At 72.4% G+C, this 19502-nt stretch carries 12 protein-coding genes; 8 read left to right on the top strand and 4 right to left on the bottom strand.

Annotation, left to right across the window (positions count from 1 at the left end):
• Positions 1–41 precede the first annotated feature (41 nt).
• The 4 genes from ACFVVX_RS10575 (at position 42) to ACFVVX_RS10590 (ending at position 5703) form a co-directional block, all read left to right on the top strand.
• Positions 42–2354, top strand: a complete 2313-nt coding sequence (locus ACFVVX_RS10575) for a glycoside hydrolase family 95-like protein (protein WP_387943658.1) — start codon at positions 42–44, stop codon at positions 2352–2354.
• A 105-nt stretch (positions 2355–2459) separates the two neighbouring features.
• Positions 2460–3743 carry an ABC transporter substrate-binding protein gene (locus ACFVVX_RS10580; protein ID WP_387943660.1) on the top strand — a complete coding sequence of 428 codons (1284 nt, stop codon included), beginning with the start codon at positions 2460–2462 and terminating at the stop codon, positions 3741–3743.
• Positions 3740–4645: a carbohydrate ABC transporter permease gene (locus ACFVVX_RS10585; protein ID WP_387943662.1), complete on the top strand. Its 906-nt coding sequence runs from the start codon at positions 3740–3742 to the stop codon at positions 4643–4645. The genes ACFVVX_RS10580 and ACFVVX_RS10585 overlap by 4 nt, the downstream gene beginning before the upstream one ends.
• 143 nt (positions 4646–4788) lie before the next feature.
• Positions 4789–5703 (top strand): carbohydrate ABC transporter permease, encoded by a 915-nt coding sequence (locus tag ACFVVX_RS10590; protein ID WP_387943664.1) that lies wholly within the window; start codon positions 4789–4791, stop codon positions 5701–5703.
• A 75-nt stretch (positions 5704–5778) separates the two neighbouring features.
• On the opposite strand, the gene ACFVVX_RS10595 is transcribed toward ACFVVX_RS10590, so the two are convergent.
• Both ACFVVX_RS10595 and ACFVVX_RS10600 read right to left on the bottom strand, forming a co-directional pair.
• A complete protein-coding gene (locus ACFVVX_RS10595) occupies positions 5779–6093 on the bottom strand; it encodes a Sec-independent protein translocase subunit TatA (RefSeq protein ID WP_387943666.1) in 315 nt (104 codons plus the stop codon).
• Positions 6094–6400: 307 nt separating this feature from the next.
• Entirely contained in the window at positions 6401–9280 is a 2880-nt protein-coding gene (locus tag ACFVVX_RS10600) for a glycoside hydrolase family 2 TIM barrel-domain containing protein (RefSeq protein WP_387943668.1), read from the bottom strand.
• A gap of 523 nt (positions 9281–9803) precedes the next feature.
• Here ACFVVX_RS10600 and ACFVVX_RS10605 point away from each other — a divergent pair.
• Entirely contained in the window at positions 9804–12269 is a 2466-nt protein-coding gene (locus tag ACFVVX_RS10605; RefSeq protein WP_387943670.1) for an RICIN domain-containing protein, read from the top strand.
• Between the two features lie 35 nt (positions 12270–12304).
• Here the strand turns inward: ACFVVX_RS10605 and ACFVVX_RS10610 are convergent, their stop codons facing one another.
• Entirely contained in the window at positions 12305–12883 is a 579-nt protein-coding gene (locus tag ACFVVX_RS10610) for a DUF2867 domain-containing protein (RefSeq protein WP_387943672.1), read from the bottom strand.
• Between the two features lie 100 nt (positions 12884–12983).
• Between ACFVVX_RS10610 and ACFVVX_RS10615 the strand changes: the two genes are divergently transcribed.
• Together ACFVVX_RS10615 and ACFVVX_RS10620 are read left to right on the top strand one after the other, a co-directional pair.
• Positions 12984–13541 carry a TetR/AcrR family transcriptional regulator gene (locus ACFVVX_RS10615; protein ID WP_387943674.1) on the top strand — a complete coding sequence of 186 codons (558 nt, stop codon included), beginning with the start codon at positions 12984–12986 and terminating at the stop codon, positions 13539–13541.
• A 192-nt stretch (positions 13542–13733) separates the two neighbouring features.
• Positions 13734–15077: a GH1 family beta-glucosidase gene (locus tag ACFVVX_RS10620; protein ID WP_387943676.1), complete on the top strand. Its 1344-nt coding sequence runs from the start codon at positions 13734–13736 to the stop codon at positions 15075–15077.
• 187 nt (positions 15078–15264) lie between these two features.
• Here ACFVVX_RS10620 and ACFVVX_RS10625 read toward each other — a convergent pair whose 3' ends face one another.
• Positions 15265–15801 (bottom strand): RICIN domain-containing protein, encoded by a 537-nt coding sequence (locus tag ACFVVX_RS10625; RefSeq protein ID WP_387943678.1) that lies wholly within the window; start codon positions 15799–15801, stop codon positions 15265–15267.
• Positions 15802–16644: 843 nt separating this feature from the next.
• Between ACFVVX_RS10625 and ACFVVX_RS10630 the strand changes: the two genes are divergently transcribed.
• Positions 16645–19347 carry an SdrD B-like domain-containing protein gene (locus ACFVVX_RS10630; RefSeq protein ID WP_387943680.1) on the top strand — a complete coding sequence of 901 codons (2703 nt, stop codon included), beginning with the start codon at positions 16645–16647 and terminating at the stop codon, positions 19345–19347.
• Positions 19348–19502 lie beyond the last annotated feature (155 nt).

Genomic DNA, 19502 nt, shown 5'->3' on the forward strand with positions numbered 1-19502 from the left:
GCGGCGCCGCCGCGCACCACCCCGAACCGAGCGGAGAAGCCATGGCCGGCACACGCCCACCGGACCACCCGGAGCTGGAGGACCGGCTCGCCGCCGGCACCGGCTGGCGGGACTTCCTGGGCGGGCTCGACCCGCTCTGGCAGGCCGTCCCCGGATCCTTCTACGACGGCCCGTTCCTCGGCAACGGCGGCCTGGCCGCCTCCGTCCGCCGCCCCGAGGGCGAGACCCGGCTGCGCTTCGTCCTCGGCGACAGCCGGGTCCGTGACCACCAGGACGTCGGCGGCCCGCTGTGGGGCGGCACCCGCCTGCCGATCGGTCACCTCACCCTGTGCACCGCGGGAGAGGTGACCGGCACGGACCTACGGCTCTCGCTCTGGGACGCCGAACTCACCGGCACCGTCACCACCACCCGCGGAACGCTCGCCCTCACGGCCTTCGTCCACGCCGAACGCGACCTGCTCGTCGTCCGCTGCCGCCCGCTGGACGGCACCGAGCAGCCGGCCTGGACCTTCACCCCCGCACCGGCCGTTCCACCCCGGGAGGCGTTCTACCCCGAGCAGCGCCCGGCCGGCCTCAAGGACAACCCGCCGCCCGTCCTCACCACTTACGGCTCCGACAGCGCCGATGGCTCCGACAGCGCCGAGGGCTCAGAGGGTTCGGACGGCGAGGGCGGCCCCGGCGGCGGCTGCGTCCAGGACCTCGCCTGCGGCGGCCGCACCGAGACCCGCTGGCGCACCCGCACCGAACCGGACGGCACCACCACCCTGCTCTGCACGGTCGCGCACAGCCCGACCGACCGCTCCGCCCAGCTCATCGCCGCCGACACCGCGGACCGCGCCGACCGGACCGGCACCGTGCGGCTCGTCGAGACCCACCGCGCCTGGTGGCACGCCTACTACCCGAAGAGCTTCGTCTCCGTCCCCGACGCGCGCGTGCAGAGCTTCTACTGGATCCAGCTGTACAAACTGGCCTGCGCCACCCGCGCCGACCGCCCGGTGCTTGCCACCCACGGCCCCTGGCTGGAGCCCACCCCCTGGCCCGCCGCCTGGTGGAACCTCAACGTCCAGCTGGAGTACTGGCCGATCAACGCCTCCGGGCACCCGGAACTCGACTCGCTGCGCACGGCGCTGGAGAACGGCACGCCCGGTCTGCTGGCCTCCACCCCCGAGGCCCACCGCGCCGACTCCCTGGTGATCGGCCGCTCCAGCCAGGACGACCTGTACAGCGAGCCGGCCGGAACCCCGGGACACACCTGGCCCCTCCCGGAGGTCGGCAACCTCACCTGGGCCCTGCACTCCGGGTGGCTCGCCTACCGGCACACCATGGACGAGACCTACCTGCGGGACACCCTCGTCCCGCTCCTGCGCAAGGCCGTCAACTACTACCTCCACTTCCTCACCGCGGACGACGACGGCGTGCTGCACCTGCCGCCGACCTACTCCCCGGAGTACGGGACCACCGCCGACTGCAACTACGACCTCGCCCTGCTGCACTGGGGCTGCCGGACCCTGCTGGACGCGACCGCCCGGCTCGGGGCCGCCGACCCGCTCGCCGCCACCTGGACGCACGTGCTCGACCGCCTCACCGCGCCGCCGCCGCAGGACGCGGACGAGGGCCTGTGGATCGGCCGGGACCTCCGGCTCACCAGCTCCCACCGGCACTACTCGCACCTGCTCTGGTTCCACCCGCTCCACCAGCTCGACCTCACCGCCCCCGCCCACCGGGCCCTGCTGCGCCGCAGCATGGACCACTGGCTCGGCCTCACCGGCGAGCTCCAGGGCTACAGCTCCACCGGCGCCGCCTCGATGCACGCCCTCCTCGGCGAGGGCGAGGCGGCCCGGCGCCGACTCGACGAACTCCTGGACGTCTACGTCCGGCCGAACACCATGTACGCCGAGACCGGTCCCGTCGTCGAGACACCGCTGTCCGGGGCGCAGAGCCTGCACGACATGCTGCTGCAGAGCTGGGGCGGCGTCCTGCGGATCTTTCCCGCCGTCCCGGACGGCTGGGCCGACGCCGTGGTGCACGACCTGGCCGCCGAGGGCGGCTTCAGGATCAGCGCCTGCCGCCGCGACGGTGCCACCCGCTGGATCCGCATCCGCAGCACGGCGGGGGAGCCGTGCCTGGTCGCGCCGGGCCGGCTGACCGGGCCGGCGGACGTCCGGCCGCTGGGCGACCGGCCCGGCCCGGCCGGCTGGACGCTGCGCCCCGACGGCCTGCTGGAGATCGCCCTGCCCGCCGGCGCCGAATGCCTGGTGGCCGCCGCCGGGGACACACCGGACCTCACGGTCGAACCCGTCCGCGCTCCGACCGCCTTCCGCTGGGGCCTGCCCGCGGCCCCGCACCGGGCCTGAGGCTGCCCTCCCCACCCACCACCGCGCACCCACCACCACCGCGCACCCACCACCACCGCGCACCCACCCACCAAGCGCCCCCAACCACCGAACGGGACCTCGTACATGACCACGTACTCCCACGCCAGACGCCTCCTCCTCGCCGCCGCCGCGGCCGCCCTCGCCGCGGGCACCTTGAGCGGCTGCGGCGGCGGCGCCGACAGCGGCGCCTCCTTCACCTACTGGTCGATGTGGAACCAGAGCGAGCCGCAGGCCAAGGTCATCCAGGCGGCGGCGGAGAAGTTCACCAAGGACACCGGTATCAAGGTGACCATCCAGTGGCAGGGCCGCCAGGTCATCCAGAAGATCACCCCGACCCTGAAGAGCGGCGCCGCGGCCGATCTGATCGACAACTCGGTCAACGCGCTGGGCGCCGTGGTCACCGCCGACCAGCACGCCGATCTGAGCCCGGTCTACGCCGCGCAGATCCCCGGCGAGGCCAAGACGGTCGGCGAGGTGATCCCGGACAAGTACAAGGCCTACCTCAACGACCGGAACGGCAAGCCGTTCATGGTGCCGTACTCGGTCGCCACCGAGGGCGTCTGGTTCAACTCCGCCGCGTACCCGGAGCTCGCCGCCAGCCCGCCGAAGACCTGGGACGACCTGGTCGGGAAGCTCGACGCCATCAAGGCGACCGGCGTCTCCCCGATCGCCCTGCCCAGCAACGACCCCTACTGGACCCTGCTCACCCTGCAACGCCAGCTCGGCACCGACGGCGTCCGCGCGCTCGCCGCCGACCACAGCGGCGCCGCGTGGGACGACCCGAAGGTCCGTGCCGCCGTCGGCAAGGTCGAGCAGCTGCGCAAGAACTACTTCATCAAGGGCTACGAGTCCACCCAGGGCACCCAGTCGCAGACCAGCTGGGCCCAGGGCAAGGCCGCGCTGTACCTCAACGGCACCTGGGTCCCCGGCGAGAGCCGGCCCAACGTCCCGGCCGGCTTCACCTTCGGCAACTTCCAGCTGCCCGCGATCGACGGCGGCAACACCGCCGTCGGCGTCAACTTCTTCGGCTTCGCGGTGCCCAGGAGCGCCAAACACGGCGCCGAGGCGCAGAAGTTCATCGCGTACTTCATGAACAGGGACCGCCTCGCGGGCATCGCGACCCAGGCCCTGAACATCACCCCGCGCGCCGACATACCGGCGCCCGAGGAGCTCGCCGCGGTCGCGAAGGCCATCGAGGGCAACGACGTCTACGCCGACCAGGCCCGGCTGTTCGTGGACTTCGCCGCCTGGGCCACCAAGGCCTACACCCCGAACGTGGTCCGCTTCATCCAAGGGGTCACCACGGCGGACGAGTTCGTCGCCCAGACCCGGCAGGCCTCCGTCGACTTCTGGAAGGCCAACCCGTGAGCGCGGTCACCCACTCCCCGCTGGAGCGGCGCCGGGGGCGGATCTTCGGACCGTTCGTGGCGCCGGCCGCGGCCCTCTACACCGCGCTGTTCATCGGGCCGACCCTGTACGCGGTGTACACCGGCCTCACCGACTGGGACGGCATCAACTCGCCGCGCTGGGCGGGCTTTCGGAACTACACGCAGCTGCTCCACGACCCCGCGTTCAGCTCCGCCTTCGGCAACACCCTGAAGATCCTCTTCGGGGTCGGCGCGGTGGTCTTCGTGCTGAGCTTCGGCTTCATGCTGATGCTGCGCGAGATGCGGGGCCGGAAGCTGGTCCGCGCGGTGATCTTCCTGCCGCACATCGTCTCCTCCGTCGTCCTGGCGATCTTCTGGGGCTCGCTGCTCAGCCTCGACGGCCTGGTCAACCAGGCGCTCGGCGGTCTGGGGATGGACGCCGTCCAGTGGCTGCGGCCCGGTTGGACGATGAACGCCGTCCTGCTCGCCCTGATCTGGATCAACACCGGCTACTACGTGACCATCCTGATGGCCGGCGTCGACCGGATCCCCGACTCCTTCTACGAGGCGGCCCGGCTCGACGGCGCCAACGCCTGGCAGCGCTTCCGCCACGTCACGCTGCCGCTGTCCTGGGACGTGACCGCCGCCGCCGCGGTGCTGTGGACCATCACGTCGGTCAAGATCTTCGAGTTCATCCTGGCCTTCGGCGGGAACCAGGGCGCGCTGCCGCCCACCTACCAGTGGAACAACGCCCTGTTCGTCTACGGCGAGACCGTCGGCGGCATCACCCCGCTCAACCAGTTCGGCTACGCCGCGGCCTCCGCCGTGACCACGCTGGCGTTCGTCGGCGTACTGGTGGTCGCGCTGCGGTGGCTGATGCGCCGTGACGCCCTGCAGTTCTGAACCCCGCCGTTCCGAAGCCCGCCGTTCCGAAGCCCGCCGTTCCGAAGCCCGCCGTTCCGAAGCCCGCCGTTCCGAAGCCCGCCGTTCCGACGCCCTGCAGTCCGAAGCTCTGCAGCTCCGAACCCTCCACGAAAGGTGCCGCGATGACCACCGTCACGACCGAGGCGGACGAGGCCCGGACCCCGGTCCGGGCCCCGGCCCCGGCTCTGGCCGCCCGCAGGAGGCGGGCGGCCGCCGTGCTGGCACGGCTGCCCGGGACCGTCGCCGTCTGGCTGTTCACCGGTTTCTGCCTGTTCGCCTTCGCCTACCTGCTGATCAGCTCGCTCAAGAGCAGCCGGGACGTCCTGGAACACCCCTGGTCCCTGCCCACCGCCCTGCACTTCGAGAACTGGTCGACGGCGTGGAACGACGGCGGCTTCGGACCCGCGTTCGCCAACTCGGCGCTCCTGGTGGCCACCGCCTCGGCGGTGACCGTGATCGTCGCCGGCCCGGCCGCCTACGTGCTGGGCAGGCGGCCGGGCCGGGTGTCGAACGGCCTCAGCCTGTACTTCGTCCTCGGCCTCGGGATCCCCGTCCAGGTGATGGTGCTCCCGTTGTACGCGCTGATGAACCGGCTGGGACTGATCGACAGCCTCTTCGGCCTGTTCGTGCTCTACGTCGTGACCTCGCTGCCGTTCACGGTCTTCCTGCTGACCTCGTTCTTCGCCTCGCTGCCGGCCGAACTGGAGGAGGCGGCGGCCCTGGACGGGGTGTCCGCGGCGATGACCTTCTGGCGGATCATGCTGCCGCTCGCCCGGGGCGGCCTGGCGACGGCGACCCTGCTCAACGCGATGGCGATCTGGAACGAGACCCTGCTGGCGCTGATGTTCATCCAGACCAACGACAAGTTCACCCTGCCGCTGGCCCTGCTGAACTACTTCCAGCAACAGCAGTTCACCGGTGCGGACTTCGGCGCGCTGTTCGCCGGGGTGTCTATCTCGATCCTGCCGATGATCGGGCTCTACGCCTGGCTGGGCAGCCGTCTCACCGAGGGGCTCACCATGGGCGCCGGCAAGTGACCGACCCGTGGACCCCGGGCACGCAGGCGTTCCACGAGGCCGACGGCCCCGTGGAACGCGCTGGTCGACGGGGGATCAGGCCGAGCCGGTCCGCCTCGACGGCGAGTTCGACGGCGAGTTCGACGGCGAGGCGGCGCCGGTGACGCCGGTGACGCCGGTTGGTTCGACCGCAGGGATCGGCCCCGGCTCGACGGCCGGGGCCGACACCGGACCGGCCGGGTCGTCCGGCCGGAGGTCGTCCTCGCGCATGGCCTGGGTCTCGGCCTTCAGGATGCGCATCGAACGGCCGAGGCCGCGGGCGAGTTCGGGCAGTTTCGTGGAGCCGAACAGCAGGGCGATCGCTGCTATGACGATCAGGAGGTGCCAGGGTTCGAGCGCGTTGCGGAGCATGGGGGCCACCTCGGGTGGAGGAGTGGGGGGATGCCGTGCCCGCGGGGCCTTCTGCGGCGGGCCTGGCGTCGGCATTGGGGTGAAGGTATTCGATATACGAAAGTTTGGCCAGGGTCTGGCCTGAATCACTCCTCGGGGGGCGGCGCGGTGGGGGTGCGGTGGGGGTGTGGTGGCGGGGGCTCGCGCGGCTCTTCGGATCCCCTGAACTCCCCTGAACTCCTCTGAAGTCTCTTGAAGTCCCTGGACACGGCGATGGGTCCGGCGCGCCGACGCGCCGGACCCATCGCCGCACCGGCGCGTGGACGCCTCAGCCGTCGACCGCCGAGAAGGTGAACGAGAACTCCGCGGGCGCGGCGGCCAGCCGGTGCGGGGGCAGGACGCCGGGCCCGCAGGATGTCGAGCCGAGGCCGTGCTGTGCGTGGTCCAGGTGGACCCAGACGGTGTCGCCCGCGACGAGGTCCGGCAGGTGGCGGGCCGCGTCCAGCTGCTCGGTGGTCCAGCGGCGGGCGGTGAACCAGAAGAGCGGCTCGCCCTCGATTCGCACCGTCGTGCCGCCGTCGGTCAGCTCCGCCCAGCGGACGTCCGCCCGGGCGCCGTTCTCCTGCGGGCGCACGTACGGCGTCTGCATCGCGTCGACGGTCATCGCGTACCGGCCCGGCAGCGCGGCCGAGCGGCTGTCCGGATAGGCCTCGCCCGGCCCGCCGCCGTACCAGCGTGCCCGGCCGAAGCCGCTCGGCAGGCCCAGCCGGATGCCCAGCCGGGGCAGCGGCACCCGCCACTCGCCCTCCGGCGTCACGGTGACGACGAGGCGCAGCCGGTCCGCGTCGGCGGTCCAGCGGTGGACGGTGAGCAGACCGAGCGAGGTGGCGGCCGGGGCGACCCTGGTCCGCACCGTCAGGGTGTCGTCCGTCGATTCGACCCCGTCCAGCCGGTGGCGCAGCCGGTGCAGGCCGAGCCGGCGCCACTGCCGGTCGAGCTGCTCCTCGGGCCGCCACTGGGGCCCCTGGTCGTTGTCGGTCGGCGCGCGCCACACGTCCAGCCGCGGCCCGGTCACGGGCACCGGCCCGATCCGGGTCAGCGCGCCGCTGCGCGCGTCGAACACGGCCGGGCCGAGCACGATCCGGCCGTCCTCGGCGCGGGGAGCCCGGCCGACGGCCCGCGGGAGGGCGGGCCGTCGGCCGAGGGGGATCCGGCCCCAGGCGACGGTGTGGCCCCCCGGCGCCCAGGGGGCGTCCTCGGCGAGCACCGCGCGGACGGTCCAGCCCGTCTCGCCGTCCCCGGCCGGGCCCGGCGGCACCGGCAGCTTCACCTCGGCGGACTCGCCCGGGTCGAGGACGGGCACGTCGAGGCGCCACTCCCCGACGGGTGCGCCGTCGATCTCGTAGGAGCAGGTGAGGGCGAGCCGCGACAGGTCGGCGAAGTCGTGGAGGTTGGTCACCCGCACGGTGCCGGGGGCGCCGCCGGGCTCGATGCGGACCGGCTCGACCACCTTCTTGTACTCGGCCAGACCGGGGGAGGGGGTGCGGTCGGGGAAGACCAGGCCGTCGCAGACGAAGTTGCCCTCGTGCAGTTCCTCGCCGAAGTCGCCGCCGTAGCCGTAGCCGTGCTCGGGGTGGGCCAGGCCGTGGTCGATCCACTCCCAGACGAAGCCGCCCTGGCAGCGCTGGTACGTCTCGAACAGCCGCTGGTACTCGGCCAGCCCGCCCGGACCGTTGCCCATCGCGTGGGCGTACTCGCAGAGCAGGAAGGGGAGCCGGCGCCGTCGTTCGGGACCGCCGTCCTCCCGCCGGCCGATGCGCTCGACCTCGGCGTGGTCGGCGTACATCCGGGAGTAGACGTCGGTGTCCCGGCAGGAGGGATCGCCCTCGTAGTGCAGGGGCCGGGACGGGTCGCGGTCGCGGATCCACCGGGCCATGGCGGTGAGGCCCCGGCCGGTGCCGGCCTCGTTGCCGAGGGACCAGAGGACGACGCAGGGGTGGTTCTTGTCGCGCTCGACCGTGCGGGCGGCGCGGTCGAGCAGCGCCGGGGTCCAGCGGTCGTCGTCGGAGGGGTTGTCGTGCCAGCCGAGCGGCTCGAAGCCGTGGGTCTCCAGGTCGCACTCGTCCATCACCCAGAACCCGAGCTCGTCGCAGAGGTCGAGGAAGGCGGGGTGCGGCGGGTAGTGGCTGGTGCGGACGGCGTTGATGTTGTGCTGCTTCATCAGCAGCAGGTCCGTGCGCATGGTGTCCCGGTCCACCGTGCGCCCGGTGTCGGGGTGGAACTCGTGGCGGTTGACTCCCCGGAACAGGATCCGCCGGCCGTTGACCTTCAGGACCCCGTCCTCGACGGCGACCGTGCGGAAGCCGATCCGCAGCGGGATCCGCTCGCCCGGCGTGGCCAGCTCGGCGGTGTACAGCCGCGGGGTCTCGGCGGTCCACGACTCGACGGGGACGGTGGCGCTCTCGCCGGTCGCGAGGTCGAGGCCGAGCCCGGGCACGGTGACCCGGCCCGGCACCTCGCTGTCGACGCACAGGGTGCCGGTACCCGTCCGGTGGTCGTAGGAGGCGTGGACGAAGAAGTCACCGGCCGCTCCCGCGGGCTGGTGCAGCAGCGTCACCTCGCGGAAGATCCCCGGCAGCCACCACTGGTCCTGGTCCTCCAGGTAGCTTCCGGACGACCACTGGTGGACGCGGACGGCCAGCACGTTCCCGGCCCGGCGCAGCAGGCCGCCCACCGGGAGCTCGTGCGGCAGCCGGCTGCCCTTGAACTCCCCGAGCTGTTCCCCGTTGAGCCACACCCGGGCGCAGGACTCGACGCCCTCGAAGCGCAGCACCGCGTCGCCGCCGGTCGGCCAGTCCGCGGGCAGGTCGAAGTACCGCAGGTGGTCGCCGGTCGGGTTCTCGGTCGGCACCCGGGGCGGGTCCACCGGGAACGGATACAGCGTGTTGGTGTACGCGGGGGCGCCGTGTCCCTGCAGCACCCAGTGGCCCGGCACCGTGAGCTCGTCCCAGCCGGAGGCGTCGTGGTCGAGCTGTGCGAAGGACTCGTCGTGCGTGTCGGCCGTGGGGGAGAGGCGGAAGCGCCACCTGCCGTCCAGGGCGAGCCGGGGTGCGTCGGACTCCGGGTACCAGGCCCGGGGCGGGTGCGATCCCGTGCCGGGGGAGAAGTCCTCGATGTGAGCGGAGGCCGGGTTCTGAGGGAGGTTCATGGTTCCTCTCGCTGTGATGGCCGCGCAGGTGCGGGCGGCCGTGCCGGCAGACCGTGCCGGCCGCGTAGGCCGTGTGAGCCGCGCAAGCTGTGCGGGCTGTGTGAGTCGCGTGAGCCGCGCAGGCCGTGCGGGCCGCGCAGGCCGTGCGTGCCGTGTGGGCCGCGGTGACCGGAGAAGCGCCGTGTGATCGATGCGGCAGCCCGGGCTGCTGACGGCCCGTCGTTCGGTTGCAGCCATCTTGGGGATCCCTGCGGATCGGAGTCAAGACCGACTTGATTGAATGACCTGAGAATGGTCATCCAATAGGGAATTGGTCCGATTGCATTGACCGGATCAGATGACCGACCTATGGTCCTGGCGGGCACCCTCGCTCGCTGGACATCCCCCACGGCCCGTTCCCGGTAGGCCAGTTGCCTCGCCGTCGGCGCGGCTCCCACTGCTCCGCGCACCCAGACAGCACCACCCGGCCCGCGTGACGACGCTGCCCGGCTCCACCCCACCCCCGTCAGGTTGGAGATCCGCCATGCACACCGCACCAAAGGCACGGCACAAGGCCCGCTGGGCCCCCGCCCTCGCCGTCCTGGCGCTCTGCTTCGAACTGCTCCTCGCCTGGAGCGCCCCACCGCCGGCCGCCGCGGCACCCGCCGCCACCACCGCCGTCTCCACCGCGATTACCGTCGACGGCGGGAGCGCCGGCCGCACCTTCGACGGCGTCGGCGCGATCAGCGGCGGCGGAGGCAACACCCGGCTGCTCCTCGACTACCCCGAGCCGCAGCGCGCCCAGATCCTCGACTACCTCTTCGCACCCGGCCAGGGCGCCGCCCTGCAACTGCTCAAGGTGGAGATCGGCGGCGACACCAACTCCACCGACGGCGCCGAGAGCAGCCACGAACACACCCGCGGGGCGGTCAACTGCCAGTCGGGATACGAGTGGTGGGTGATGGAACAGGCCAAGCAGCGCAACCCGGCGATCAAACTGTACGGCCTGGCCTGGGGCGCGCCGGGCTGGATCGGCAACGGCAACTTCTGGTCCCAGGACATGATCGACTACCTGATGGACTGGCTCGGCTGCACCCGCCGGCACAACCTGACCATCGACTACCTCGGCGGCTGGAACGAGCGCTCGTACGACGCGGCCTGGTACAAGAACCTGCGCGCCACCCTCAACGCCAAGGGGTACACCGCCGTCAAGGTGGTCGGCGCCGACGACAACTGGGACATCGCCACCGCGATGCGCAAGGACGGCGCCCTCGCCGACGCCGTGGACATCGTCGGCGCCCACTACCCCTGCCAGTACCGCTCGCCAATGACCACCTGCGCCAGCAGCGCCGACGCGCGCGCCACCGGCAAGCAGCTGTGGGCCGCCGAGAACGGCTCGGACGACGCCAACGCCGGCGCGCCCGCGATCGCCCGCGGCGTCAACCGGGGCTACCTGGACGCCAGGATGACCGGCTTCCTCAACTGGCCGCTGGTCGCCTCGATCTACCAGAACCTCCAGTTCAACACCATGGGCCTGATCGTCGCCGACCAGCCGTGGTCCGGGGCGTACACCGTCGGGCGGAGCACCTGGGCCACCGCCCAGACCACCCAGTTCACCCAGCCGGGCTGGCAGTACCTCGACACCGCCTCCGGCTACCTCGGCGGGAACCGCGCGAACGGCAGCCACGTCAGCTACCGCTCGCCCGACAGGTCGGCCTGGTCCACCGTCCTGGAGACCATGGACGCCACCGCCGCGCAGACCGTGACCCTCAAGGTCGCCGGCGGGCTTCCGGGCGGGGCGCTGCACGTGTGGTCCACCGACCTGTCCGGGCCGGCCGCCGCCGGCCGGATGGTCCGCGGCGCCGACCTGACCGCGAACGCCGGGACGTACACGCTGACCCTCCAGCCCGGCCACCTCTACACCGTCACCACCACCGGCGGCCAGGGCGCGGCCACCGCGACCGGCCCGGCCCGCTCGCTGCTCGCGCTGCCCTACGCCGACACCCTGGCCGGCACCGGCCCCGGTCAGGAGGTGCGGTACTTCTCCACCATGAACGGCGCCTTCGAGACCGCGCCCTGCGCCGGAGGGCGGTCCGGCAACTGCCTGCGCCAGCAGGCTCCGAGCTCCCCGATCCGCTGGACCGACGAGGCCTCCAACCACCCGTACACCCTGATGGGCGGGCTCGACTGGTCCGACTACACGGTCAGTGCGGACGCCCTGCTGGAGCAGCCGGGGACGATGGAGCTCCTCGGCCGGGCCGGCACCCAGCGCCGCAACAACAAGGGGCTGAACGCCTACCACCTGCGCCTGTCCGACACCGGCGCGTGGTCGCTGACCAGGTCCGACAGCAACTGGGCCTTCACGACGCTCGCCGAGGGCAGGATCCCGGCGCCCGGGACCGGCACCTGGCACGGCCTCGCGCTGGCCTTCGAGGGCAGGACGATCACCGCCAGGATCGACGGCGCGGTCGTCGGAACCGCCCAGAACGGCGACTACGGCGCCGGCCAGATCGGACTCGGCGCGGCCGGCTACTACGGTGTGCAGTTCGCCAACCTCGCCGTCAAGCCGGGGTCCAGGCCCGCCCTGGACGGCACGTACACCCTGGTGAACGCCGACAGCGGCAAGCTCCTCGACGCCTCCGGCCTCGGCACGGCCGACGGCACCCCCGTCATCCAGTGGGGTGCCAACGGCGGCTCCAACCAGCAGTGGCGCCTGAAGTCCGCCGGGGACGGCTACTACACCGCCACCGGTGTCGGCAGCGGGAAGGTGCTGGCCATCACCGACAACTCGGTCGTGCCCGGCGCCCGGCTCAACCTCCGGACCGGCGACGGCAGTACCGCCCAGCAGTGGCTGGTGGCCCCGTCCGACGCCGGCGGCTACATCCTGGAGAGCCGCTGGGACGGGCAGCTCGCCGACAGCGGTGGCTCGAAGACCAACGGCGCCAAGGTGTTCCAGGACCGGGCCAACGGCAAGGCCCAGCAGCGCTGGAAGCTCGTCCCCGTGCGGTGACGCCGGGACCCCCTTCGGTGGGGCCCCCGCCTTGCTCAGTTCGCCGTCTGCCAGCTGCGTCCGATGGCCCGGAGCATCGCGGGGTAGACCCCGAGGTAGCGGAAGGGCCTGATGGCGGCCATGTAGAGGACCCCGAACCGGCCGTTCGGCTTCACCAGCACGGTCATCCGGGCGCCGTACCCGCCGGAGCCGTCGGGCACCCAGCCGATGTGCATCGCGGCCTGGACGGTGCGGTTGGCCAGCTCGGTCACCCACTCGTCGTGGGTCAGGTAGACGGAGGTGAGCGGGACAGCCCGCAGGTCGGGCCCGCGCGGCCCCTCCGACAGGTCGGCCGGGAGCCGGTCCCGCAGGGTGGGCAGCGGGCCCTGGGCGCCGGAGCCGTCCCAGCCGAGCAGTTTGCCGAGCTTCCAGCGGACGGCGAAGAGGAAGCGCGGCACGGGTGCGGAGAGCGCCTCGCCGGAGCCGTTCGCGAACTGTTCCACCAGGCGGGCCAGGTCGTCCGGGCCGCCCGGGGTGGACAGCTCCCAGACATCCTCGACCTGGAAGTCGGGGGCGATCCGGTGGAGTCGCCAGGGTTGGGCGGTGTAGGCGGTGCTGGGCAGTCTTGTGCTCATGGTGGACCCCCGGGTTCTATACGATGCCGTACAGATCGAGCATAGACCCGTCTGTACGGCACCGTATAGACGACTCGTGGGACGTGACGGGAGACATGCGATGGGCGCGATCCGTACGCCGCGCGGCAGTTGGGTCGAGGAGGGGATGCGGGCACTGGCCCGCGGCGGCCCGGCGGCGGTCCGGGTCGAGGTGCTGGCGCAGGCGCTCGGCGTCACCAAGGGCGGCTTCTACGGGTACTTCGCCAACCGGGAGGCGCTGCTCGCGGAGATGCTCGACACCTGGGAGCACCATGTCGCCGAGGCGGTGATCGAGGAGGTGGAGGGCGGCGGCGGTGACGCCAGGTCCCGGCTGGTCCGGCTCTTCGCCATCGCCTCGGCGGCGTCCGGCCCGGTCGGTGGCACCGAGGCCGAGCTGGCGGTCCGCGACTGGGCGCGGACGGACGAAGCGGTGGCGGAACGGCTCAGGCGGGTCGACAACCGGCGGATGGCGTACCTGCGTTCGCTCTTCGGCGCGATCTGCGCGGACCCGGACGAGGTCGAGGTGCGCTGTCTGCTCGCGTTCTCGCTGCGGATCGGCAACCGGCTGATCGCAGCCGACCACGACGGGCGCAGCCGCGCCGACGTGCTGGAGCTGACCGGGCGGTGGCTGCTCCGGTGAGACGGGGGCGCAGACCGCCGTCGGGGGTTCGGTAGGCGTGCTCGGCTGCGCGAGGCTCGGGTGGGACCGCCGGGGGTCAAGTGGGCCCGGGGTCATCGGGATCCGCGAGCTCCGGGCGGTGGGCTTCCTCTGGTGTTTCCGTGCGAGGTCAGTAACATGAGCATTCCTCATGTTCCTTGCCGGGAGGCTGCCATGCCGGATCGTCTCGACCTGCCGGCGGGGTTCCGCTGGGGTGTTTCCACCGCCGCCTACCAGATCGAGGGTGCGGTGGACGAGGACGGCCGCGGCCCGTCCGTCTGGGATGTCTTCTGCGCCCGCCCCGGCGCCGTCCGCGACGGCCACAGCGGGGAGGTGGCCTGCGACCACTACCACCGCCATCCCGAGGACATCGCCCTGATGAAGGGCCTCGGGCTGGACGGCTACCGCTTCTCCATCGCCTGGCCCCGCGTGCAGCCCACCGGCGCGGGCCCGGTGAACCCCGCCGGACTCGCCTTCTACGACCGCCTGACCGACGCCCTGCTCGCCGCCGGCATCACCCCGCTGCCCACCCTCTTCCACTGGGACCTCCCGCAGGCCCTGGAGGACGCCGGCGGCTGGCTGAACCGCGACACCGCGTACCGCTTCGCCGAGTACGCCGCGCTCGTCGCCGACCGCCTGGGCGACCGCATCCCCGCCTGGATCACCCTCAACGAGCCCTTCGTGCACACCGTCTACGGCTACGCGATGGGCATCCACGCCCCCGGTCGCGCCCTGATGTTCGACGCCCTCCCGGCCGCCCACCACCAGCTCCTCGGCCACGGCCTGGCCGCCGCCGCCCTCCACGAGCGCGGACTGGAGGTGCTGCTCTCGAACAACCTCACCCCCGTCGAACCGGCGACCCCCTCGCCGGCCGACGCCGCAGCGGCCGCGGCCTACGACACCCTCCACAACCGGCTGTTCACCGACCCCGTCCTGCTCGGCCGCTACCCCGACCTCTCCGCCCTCGGCGTCCCCGACGATGTCTTCGGTGCCGTCCACCCCGGCGACCTCGACCTCATCCACGCCCCCGGCCTCGACGGTCTCGGCGTCAACTACTACAACCCCACCCGCGTCGCCGCCCCCACCGACCCCGGCCTGCCCTTCGACCTGGTCGACATCCCCGACGTCCCCCGCACCGCCTTCGGCTGGCCCGTCGTCCCCGACGGCCTGCGCCGGCTCCTCCTGGGCCTCCGCGACACCTACGGCACGGCCCTCCCGCCCGTCACCATCACCGAGAACGGCTGCTCCGTGGCCGAGGAGACCGTTCCGGATCAGCCCCGCATCGACTACCTCGCCGGCCACCTCGACGCCCTCGCCCGAGCCATCGCCGAGGGCGCCGACGTCCGCGGCTACTACACCTGGTCCCTGATCGACAACTTCGAATGGGCCGAGGGGCTGTTCAGCCAGCGCTTCGGCCTCGTCCACGTCGACTTCGCGACGCAGCGGCGTACGCCGAGGGCCTCCTACGCCTGGTACCGGGACCTGATTGCCGCCCATCGGGAGCGATTCTCAAAGTAGGTGCCCTCGTTGGCACGTCAACTAGGCTGCCAGGTAGCACACTTGGGACGCGGGGTCGCTCGTGCACCCCCGCCTGTTCGCCCTCGCCGCCGCGCCGACCCGCCGCGCCGACCCGCCGCGCCGACCCGGCGGGCCGCCGCCCATGTGATCCGCGGCCGGCCTGCCGTCCGACCACCCGGGACCCCCGTCACACGATGGCGTCCCACAGCTGGGTGGCCCAGTAGGCGCACGCCCACTGCTGCGCACGGGCACCGTCCGCGAGGCTGGAGTCCGCGATCTCCAGGCAGCGCAGCGTCTCCTCGTTGTAGACCACCAGCGCGTCGCCGCTCAGCTTCACGTACCAGCGCATCACCGGCAGGTTCTCGCACGCCCACTGCTGCGCCCGGGCGCCGTCCTCGTAACTGCCGTTCTCGATCTCCAGGCACTTGCCGCTGTTGACGTTGACGATCCGGAAGGTGTCGCCGCCCCCGTGCCGCTCGATGCGCCACCGCATCGTGTTCGCGACGCCGTCGCACGACCACTGCTGGGCGCGTGCCCCGTTGGCGTGGCTGCTGTCGGCGATCTCCAGGCACTTCCCGCTGGCGCGGTTCACGAGCAGCACCCCCTCGTACGCCGCCTCGGTCGGCACCGGCGCGGGTGCCGGGGACGCCCCGGCGGGCACGGCCGTCGACGGAACGAGCGACAACCCCAGCGCCATTACTGTCGCGAGCCAAGCCTTGCGCATGCCGACCACCTTCTCCACCCACCGGCCAGGGCCGGGCTCCGTTGACGAACGCCCCCATCTGTAGCGTGCACGAACGGACCGAGTCGCGGCCGTACCGGCCCCGTTCACCCGTACGGCGGCACGACTTCACCACATCCGGTCGTCGCCCGGGGAGCGGCACCACAGGCGGGACCGCCCACGGCCGGGCCGGCCGCCTCCTCTCGGAAGCCCTCCCCGAGAACGTCGAACTGTCGGTCGGCTGGCCCCGCTACCGGGAACTCTCTCCCCACGTGGACGCCCTCACAGGCAACCACGGCCCCGGTCACGACACTCTGACCACCACCTGCGTCCTCAACCGCACCGCCGCCTTCTGGCCGGGCCATGCGGGACCCACTGTCGCCATACGTCTCTTCCGCCGTGTCCTCGCCACTCACGAGCGAATCCTCGGAAGCGACCACCCCGAGACCCTGGCCTCCTGCGGCAACCTGGCCGATGCCTACGACGTCATGGGCTACTCGAACGCCCTCCCCCCGGTCCGTTCGATCCGCGGACGGCCGGCGGGGGCTCGCCGCGCAGGGTGAGGCGCTGGTTCCGGTTGACTCTGTCAGAACGCCTGACGAAGCGTCAAAGTTCCTGGTTCTCCTGCGAACTTGTGTGAATCCACTTTAAGCTCTCATTAAGAATGAGCGGCTTGCCGCCAATACGTGAACTCCCTTGCGAGGTAGGGGCGGCAGGCCCGACTGCACAGTGAGAGCAGGGATGACAACGACACGTGAACAGAGGTCCGGTGCCGCGCGCGGCCCGGAGCGGCGGCGGCCGGGTGTGTTCGGCCGCCGTACCGTGGGCGGGACCGCGGCGTTGGTCGTGGGAATCGGCGCGGGCTCGCTGGTGGCGGCCCCGGCGGCCTTCCCGCAGACGGGCGACGGGACGGTGACGGTCCGCGTGGTCCGGGCCGTGGACGCCAGCGGGGTGTGGACGCCCGCGCTGGAGCCCGGCCTGGCCGGGGTGAAGGTGACCCTCACGGACGACGCGGGCGCCGGCATCGAGGGCACCACGGCGGCGGACGGCACGGTGACGCTGGCGCCGGCCGCGGCCAAGCTCGCGGGCGGCAAGTACCGTGTGCAGGTGGTGAATCCGAAGCCGGGCAAGCTCTTCCCGGCCTTCGCCTCGCGGCAGGGCCTGACCGGTGCCCCCACCCAGCTGAGCAGCAACGAGGAGTTCGTCGACCTCTCCGGCGGCAAGAACGCGGCGTACACCACCGGGCTGTGGAGCCCCGGTGACTACTGCCAGAAGAACGCGCCGCTGGTGACGACCTGTCAGCCGACCACGCGCGAGGGCGGGACGCAGCGCACGCTGGTGTCCTTCCCGTACAGCGCGCGCGGGCAGGACGGCGTGGACGTGAACGTCACCGACATCGCCACCAACGCGGAGACCGGCGCGCTGTACGGCATCGCCTGGAACCGGGTGGACCGGCGGGTGTTCTCCTCGGCCGTCGCCAAGCGCACCACGGACTACGGCCCCGGCGGCGCGGGCGCGCTCTACGTGACCGACCTCGCGCAGCAGCGGACCACGCTGTTCGCGAACGTCCCGGACGCCGGTTCGACCGTCCACGGCGCCGGCACCGACGACGCGTTCCTGGCGGTGCCGGGCAAGGAGAGCCTCGGCGGCATCAAGGTCACCGACGACGGCAAGGACCTCTTCGTCGTCAACCTCAACGACCGCAAGCTCTACCGCTACGACGCCACCGGGCCGACGGCGGCCGCGCCGAAGGCCGCCTACCCGATCCCCGACCCGGGCTGCCCCGCGGCCGGGGACTGGCGGCCGTTCGGCCTCGGACTGCAGGACGGCACCGGCTACCTCGGCGGCGTCTGCTCGGGCGAGTCGACCGGCAAGGTGTCCGACCTGCGCGCGGTGGTGCTGCCGTTCGACCTGGCCACCGGGGCCTTCGCGGCGGCGGTGCTGAACCAGCCGCTCGACTACCCGCGCGAGTCCACGGTCGGCGGCGGTCCCTGCGACGGGGCGGGCTGGTTCCCGTGGACCAACACCTACCCGACCTCGCAGAACGGCAGGCCGTGCGGTGCCTCCACCATCGCCAACCCCGAACCGGAGTTGGGCGAGATCGGCTTCGAGACCGACGGCTCGATGCTGCTGTCCTTCCGCGACCGCTTCGGCGACCGCGCGCCGGCCGGTCCCACACCGGGTTCCGTTGCCGTCGTCATGTCGGGCGGTGACCTGAACAAGGCCTGCCCTGCGAACGGCACGTACGTGATGGACACCAACAGCGGTTGCGGGTTGTCCCCCAGGGGCGTCCGCTTCTTCGACACCACCTGGGGCGGCCACCGCAACACGGCGTTCGCCGGCATGGCCTTCTCCAAGGTCGAGAACACCATCGCGACCTCCGCCTTCGACCCCAACCACACCGCCCTCGGTTACGGCACGTCGTTCCTCCAGCGCGACGGCAAGCAGGACCCGAAGTTCGGCCTGCGGCTCAACCCGGCGGGGCAGGCGGCGCCGTTCGGCAAGGGCGCCTCGATGGGCGACCTGGAGGTCCTCTGCGACCAGGCCCCGCTCCAGATCGGCAACCGGGTCTGGTATGACCCCGAGCGCAGCGGCGTCCAGCGCCCGGGCCAGCGGCCCGTGCCCGGGGCGACCGTCAACCTCTACGACGAGTCGGGGAAGCTCGTCGGCACCACGAAGACCACGGCCCGCGGCGAGTACTACTTCGACGACTCCAACGTCACCGGCGGCCTCAAGCCCCGCACGAAGTACACCGTCAGGCTCGACAACCCGGCCGACTACGCCAAGGGCGGCCCGCTGTACCAGTGGGTGCCGACCGACGCGGACGTCGGCGAGAACCGGTTCGTCGACTCCAAGGGCGTCGTCCCGGCGGGCGGGCAGTACGCCGAACGGGCGCTCACCACGGGCGGACCGGGGGAGAACGACCACACCTTCGACTTCGGGTTCCGACAGCAGGAGGGCGCGCTGCGCCTGGTCAAGCACGACCAGGACGGCAAGCCGCTGGCGGGTGCGAAGTTCCGGCTGTGGAAGGAGACCAACGGCACCGACGGGCTGCAGAGCAACGGCTCGAAGCCCGACACGGCGGTCGGCGACCCCTGCACGACCGGGGCCGACGGCCTCTGCAAGGGCAGCGGCGTGCCGGGGACGTACTACTGGCAGGAGCTGGCGCCGCCGGAGGGCTACACCCCGCCGGAGGTGGCGGTGTTCGGGCCGCTGGTGCTGAACGCCGAGAACCTCGCCACCGGGGTCGAGGTGACGGCCGTCAACCGGCTGATCCCCACCCCGACCCCGACGCCCACCCCGACGCCGACCGCGACGCCGACGCCGACCCCGGTACCCACCGAGGTGACGCCGACGACGCAGGCTCCGACGCTGCCGGGTCCGGCGGCGCCGCCGCCCGCCCCGCCGGCCCCCGCTCCCGGATCGCACCTGCCCAGCACCGGTGCGAGTGAGGGGATCCCGGTGATGCTGGCCGGTGCGGGCACGCTGACCGCGCTGGGTACGGCGCTGGTACTGCTGGCCCGCCGGCGCAGGGCCCGGCAGCAGTAGCACACCCCCCGTGGCGGTCCTGAGGGACCGGCACCGATCGGGCGGGTCCGCGGACTCCGGTCCCCGGACCCGCCCGACTGTCGTGACCGACCGAGGAGAGAAGGCAAGCGCATGGCCCGCAAGGCGGAGCCCGGGAAGGCGGGAGCCCGTAAGCC

The organism is Kitasatospora sp. NPDC058170 (assembly GCF_042883905.1).
Lineage (GTDB): Bacteria > Actinomycetota > Actinomycetes > Streptomycetales > Streptomycetaceae > Kitasatospora.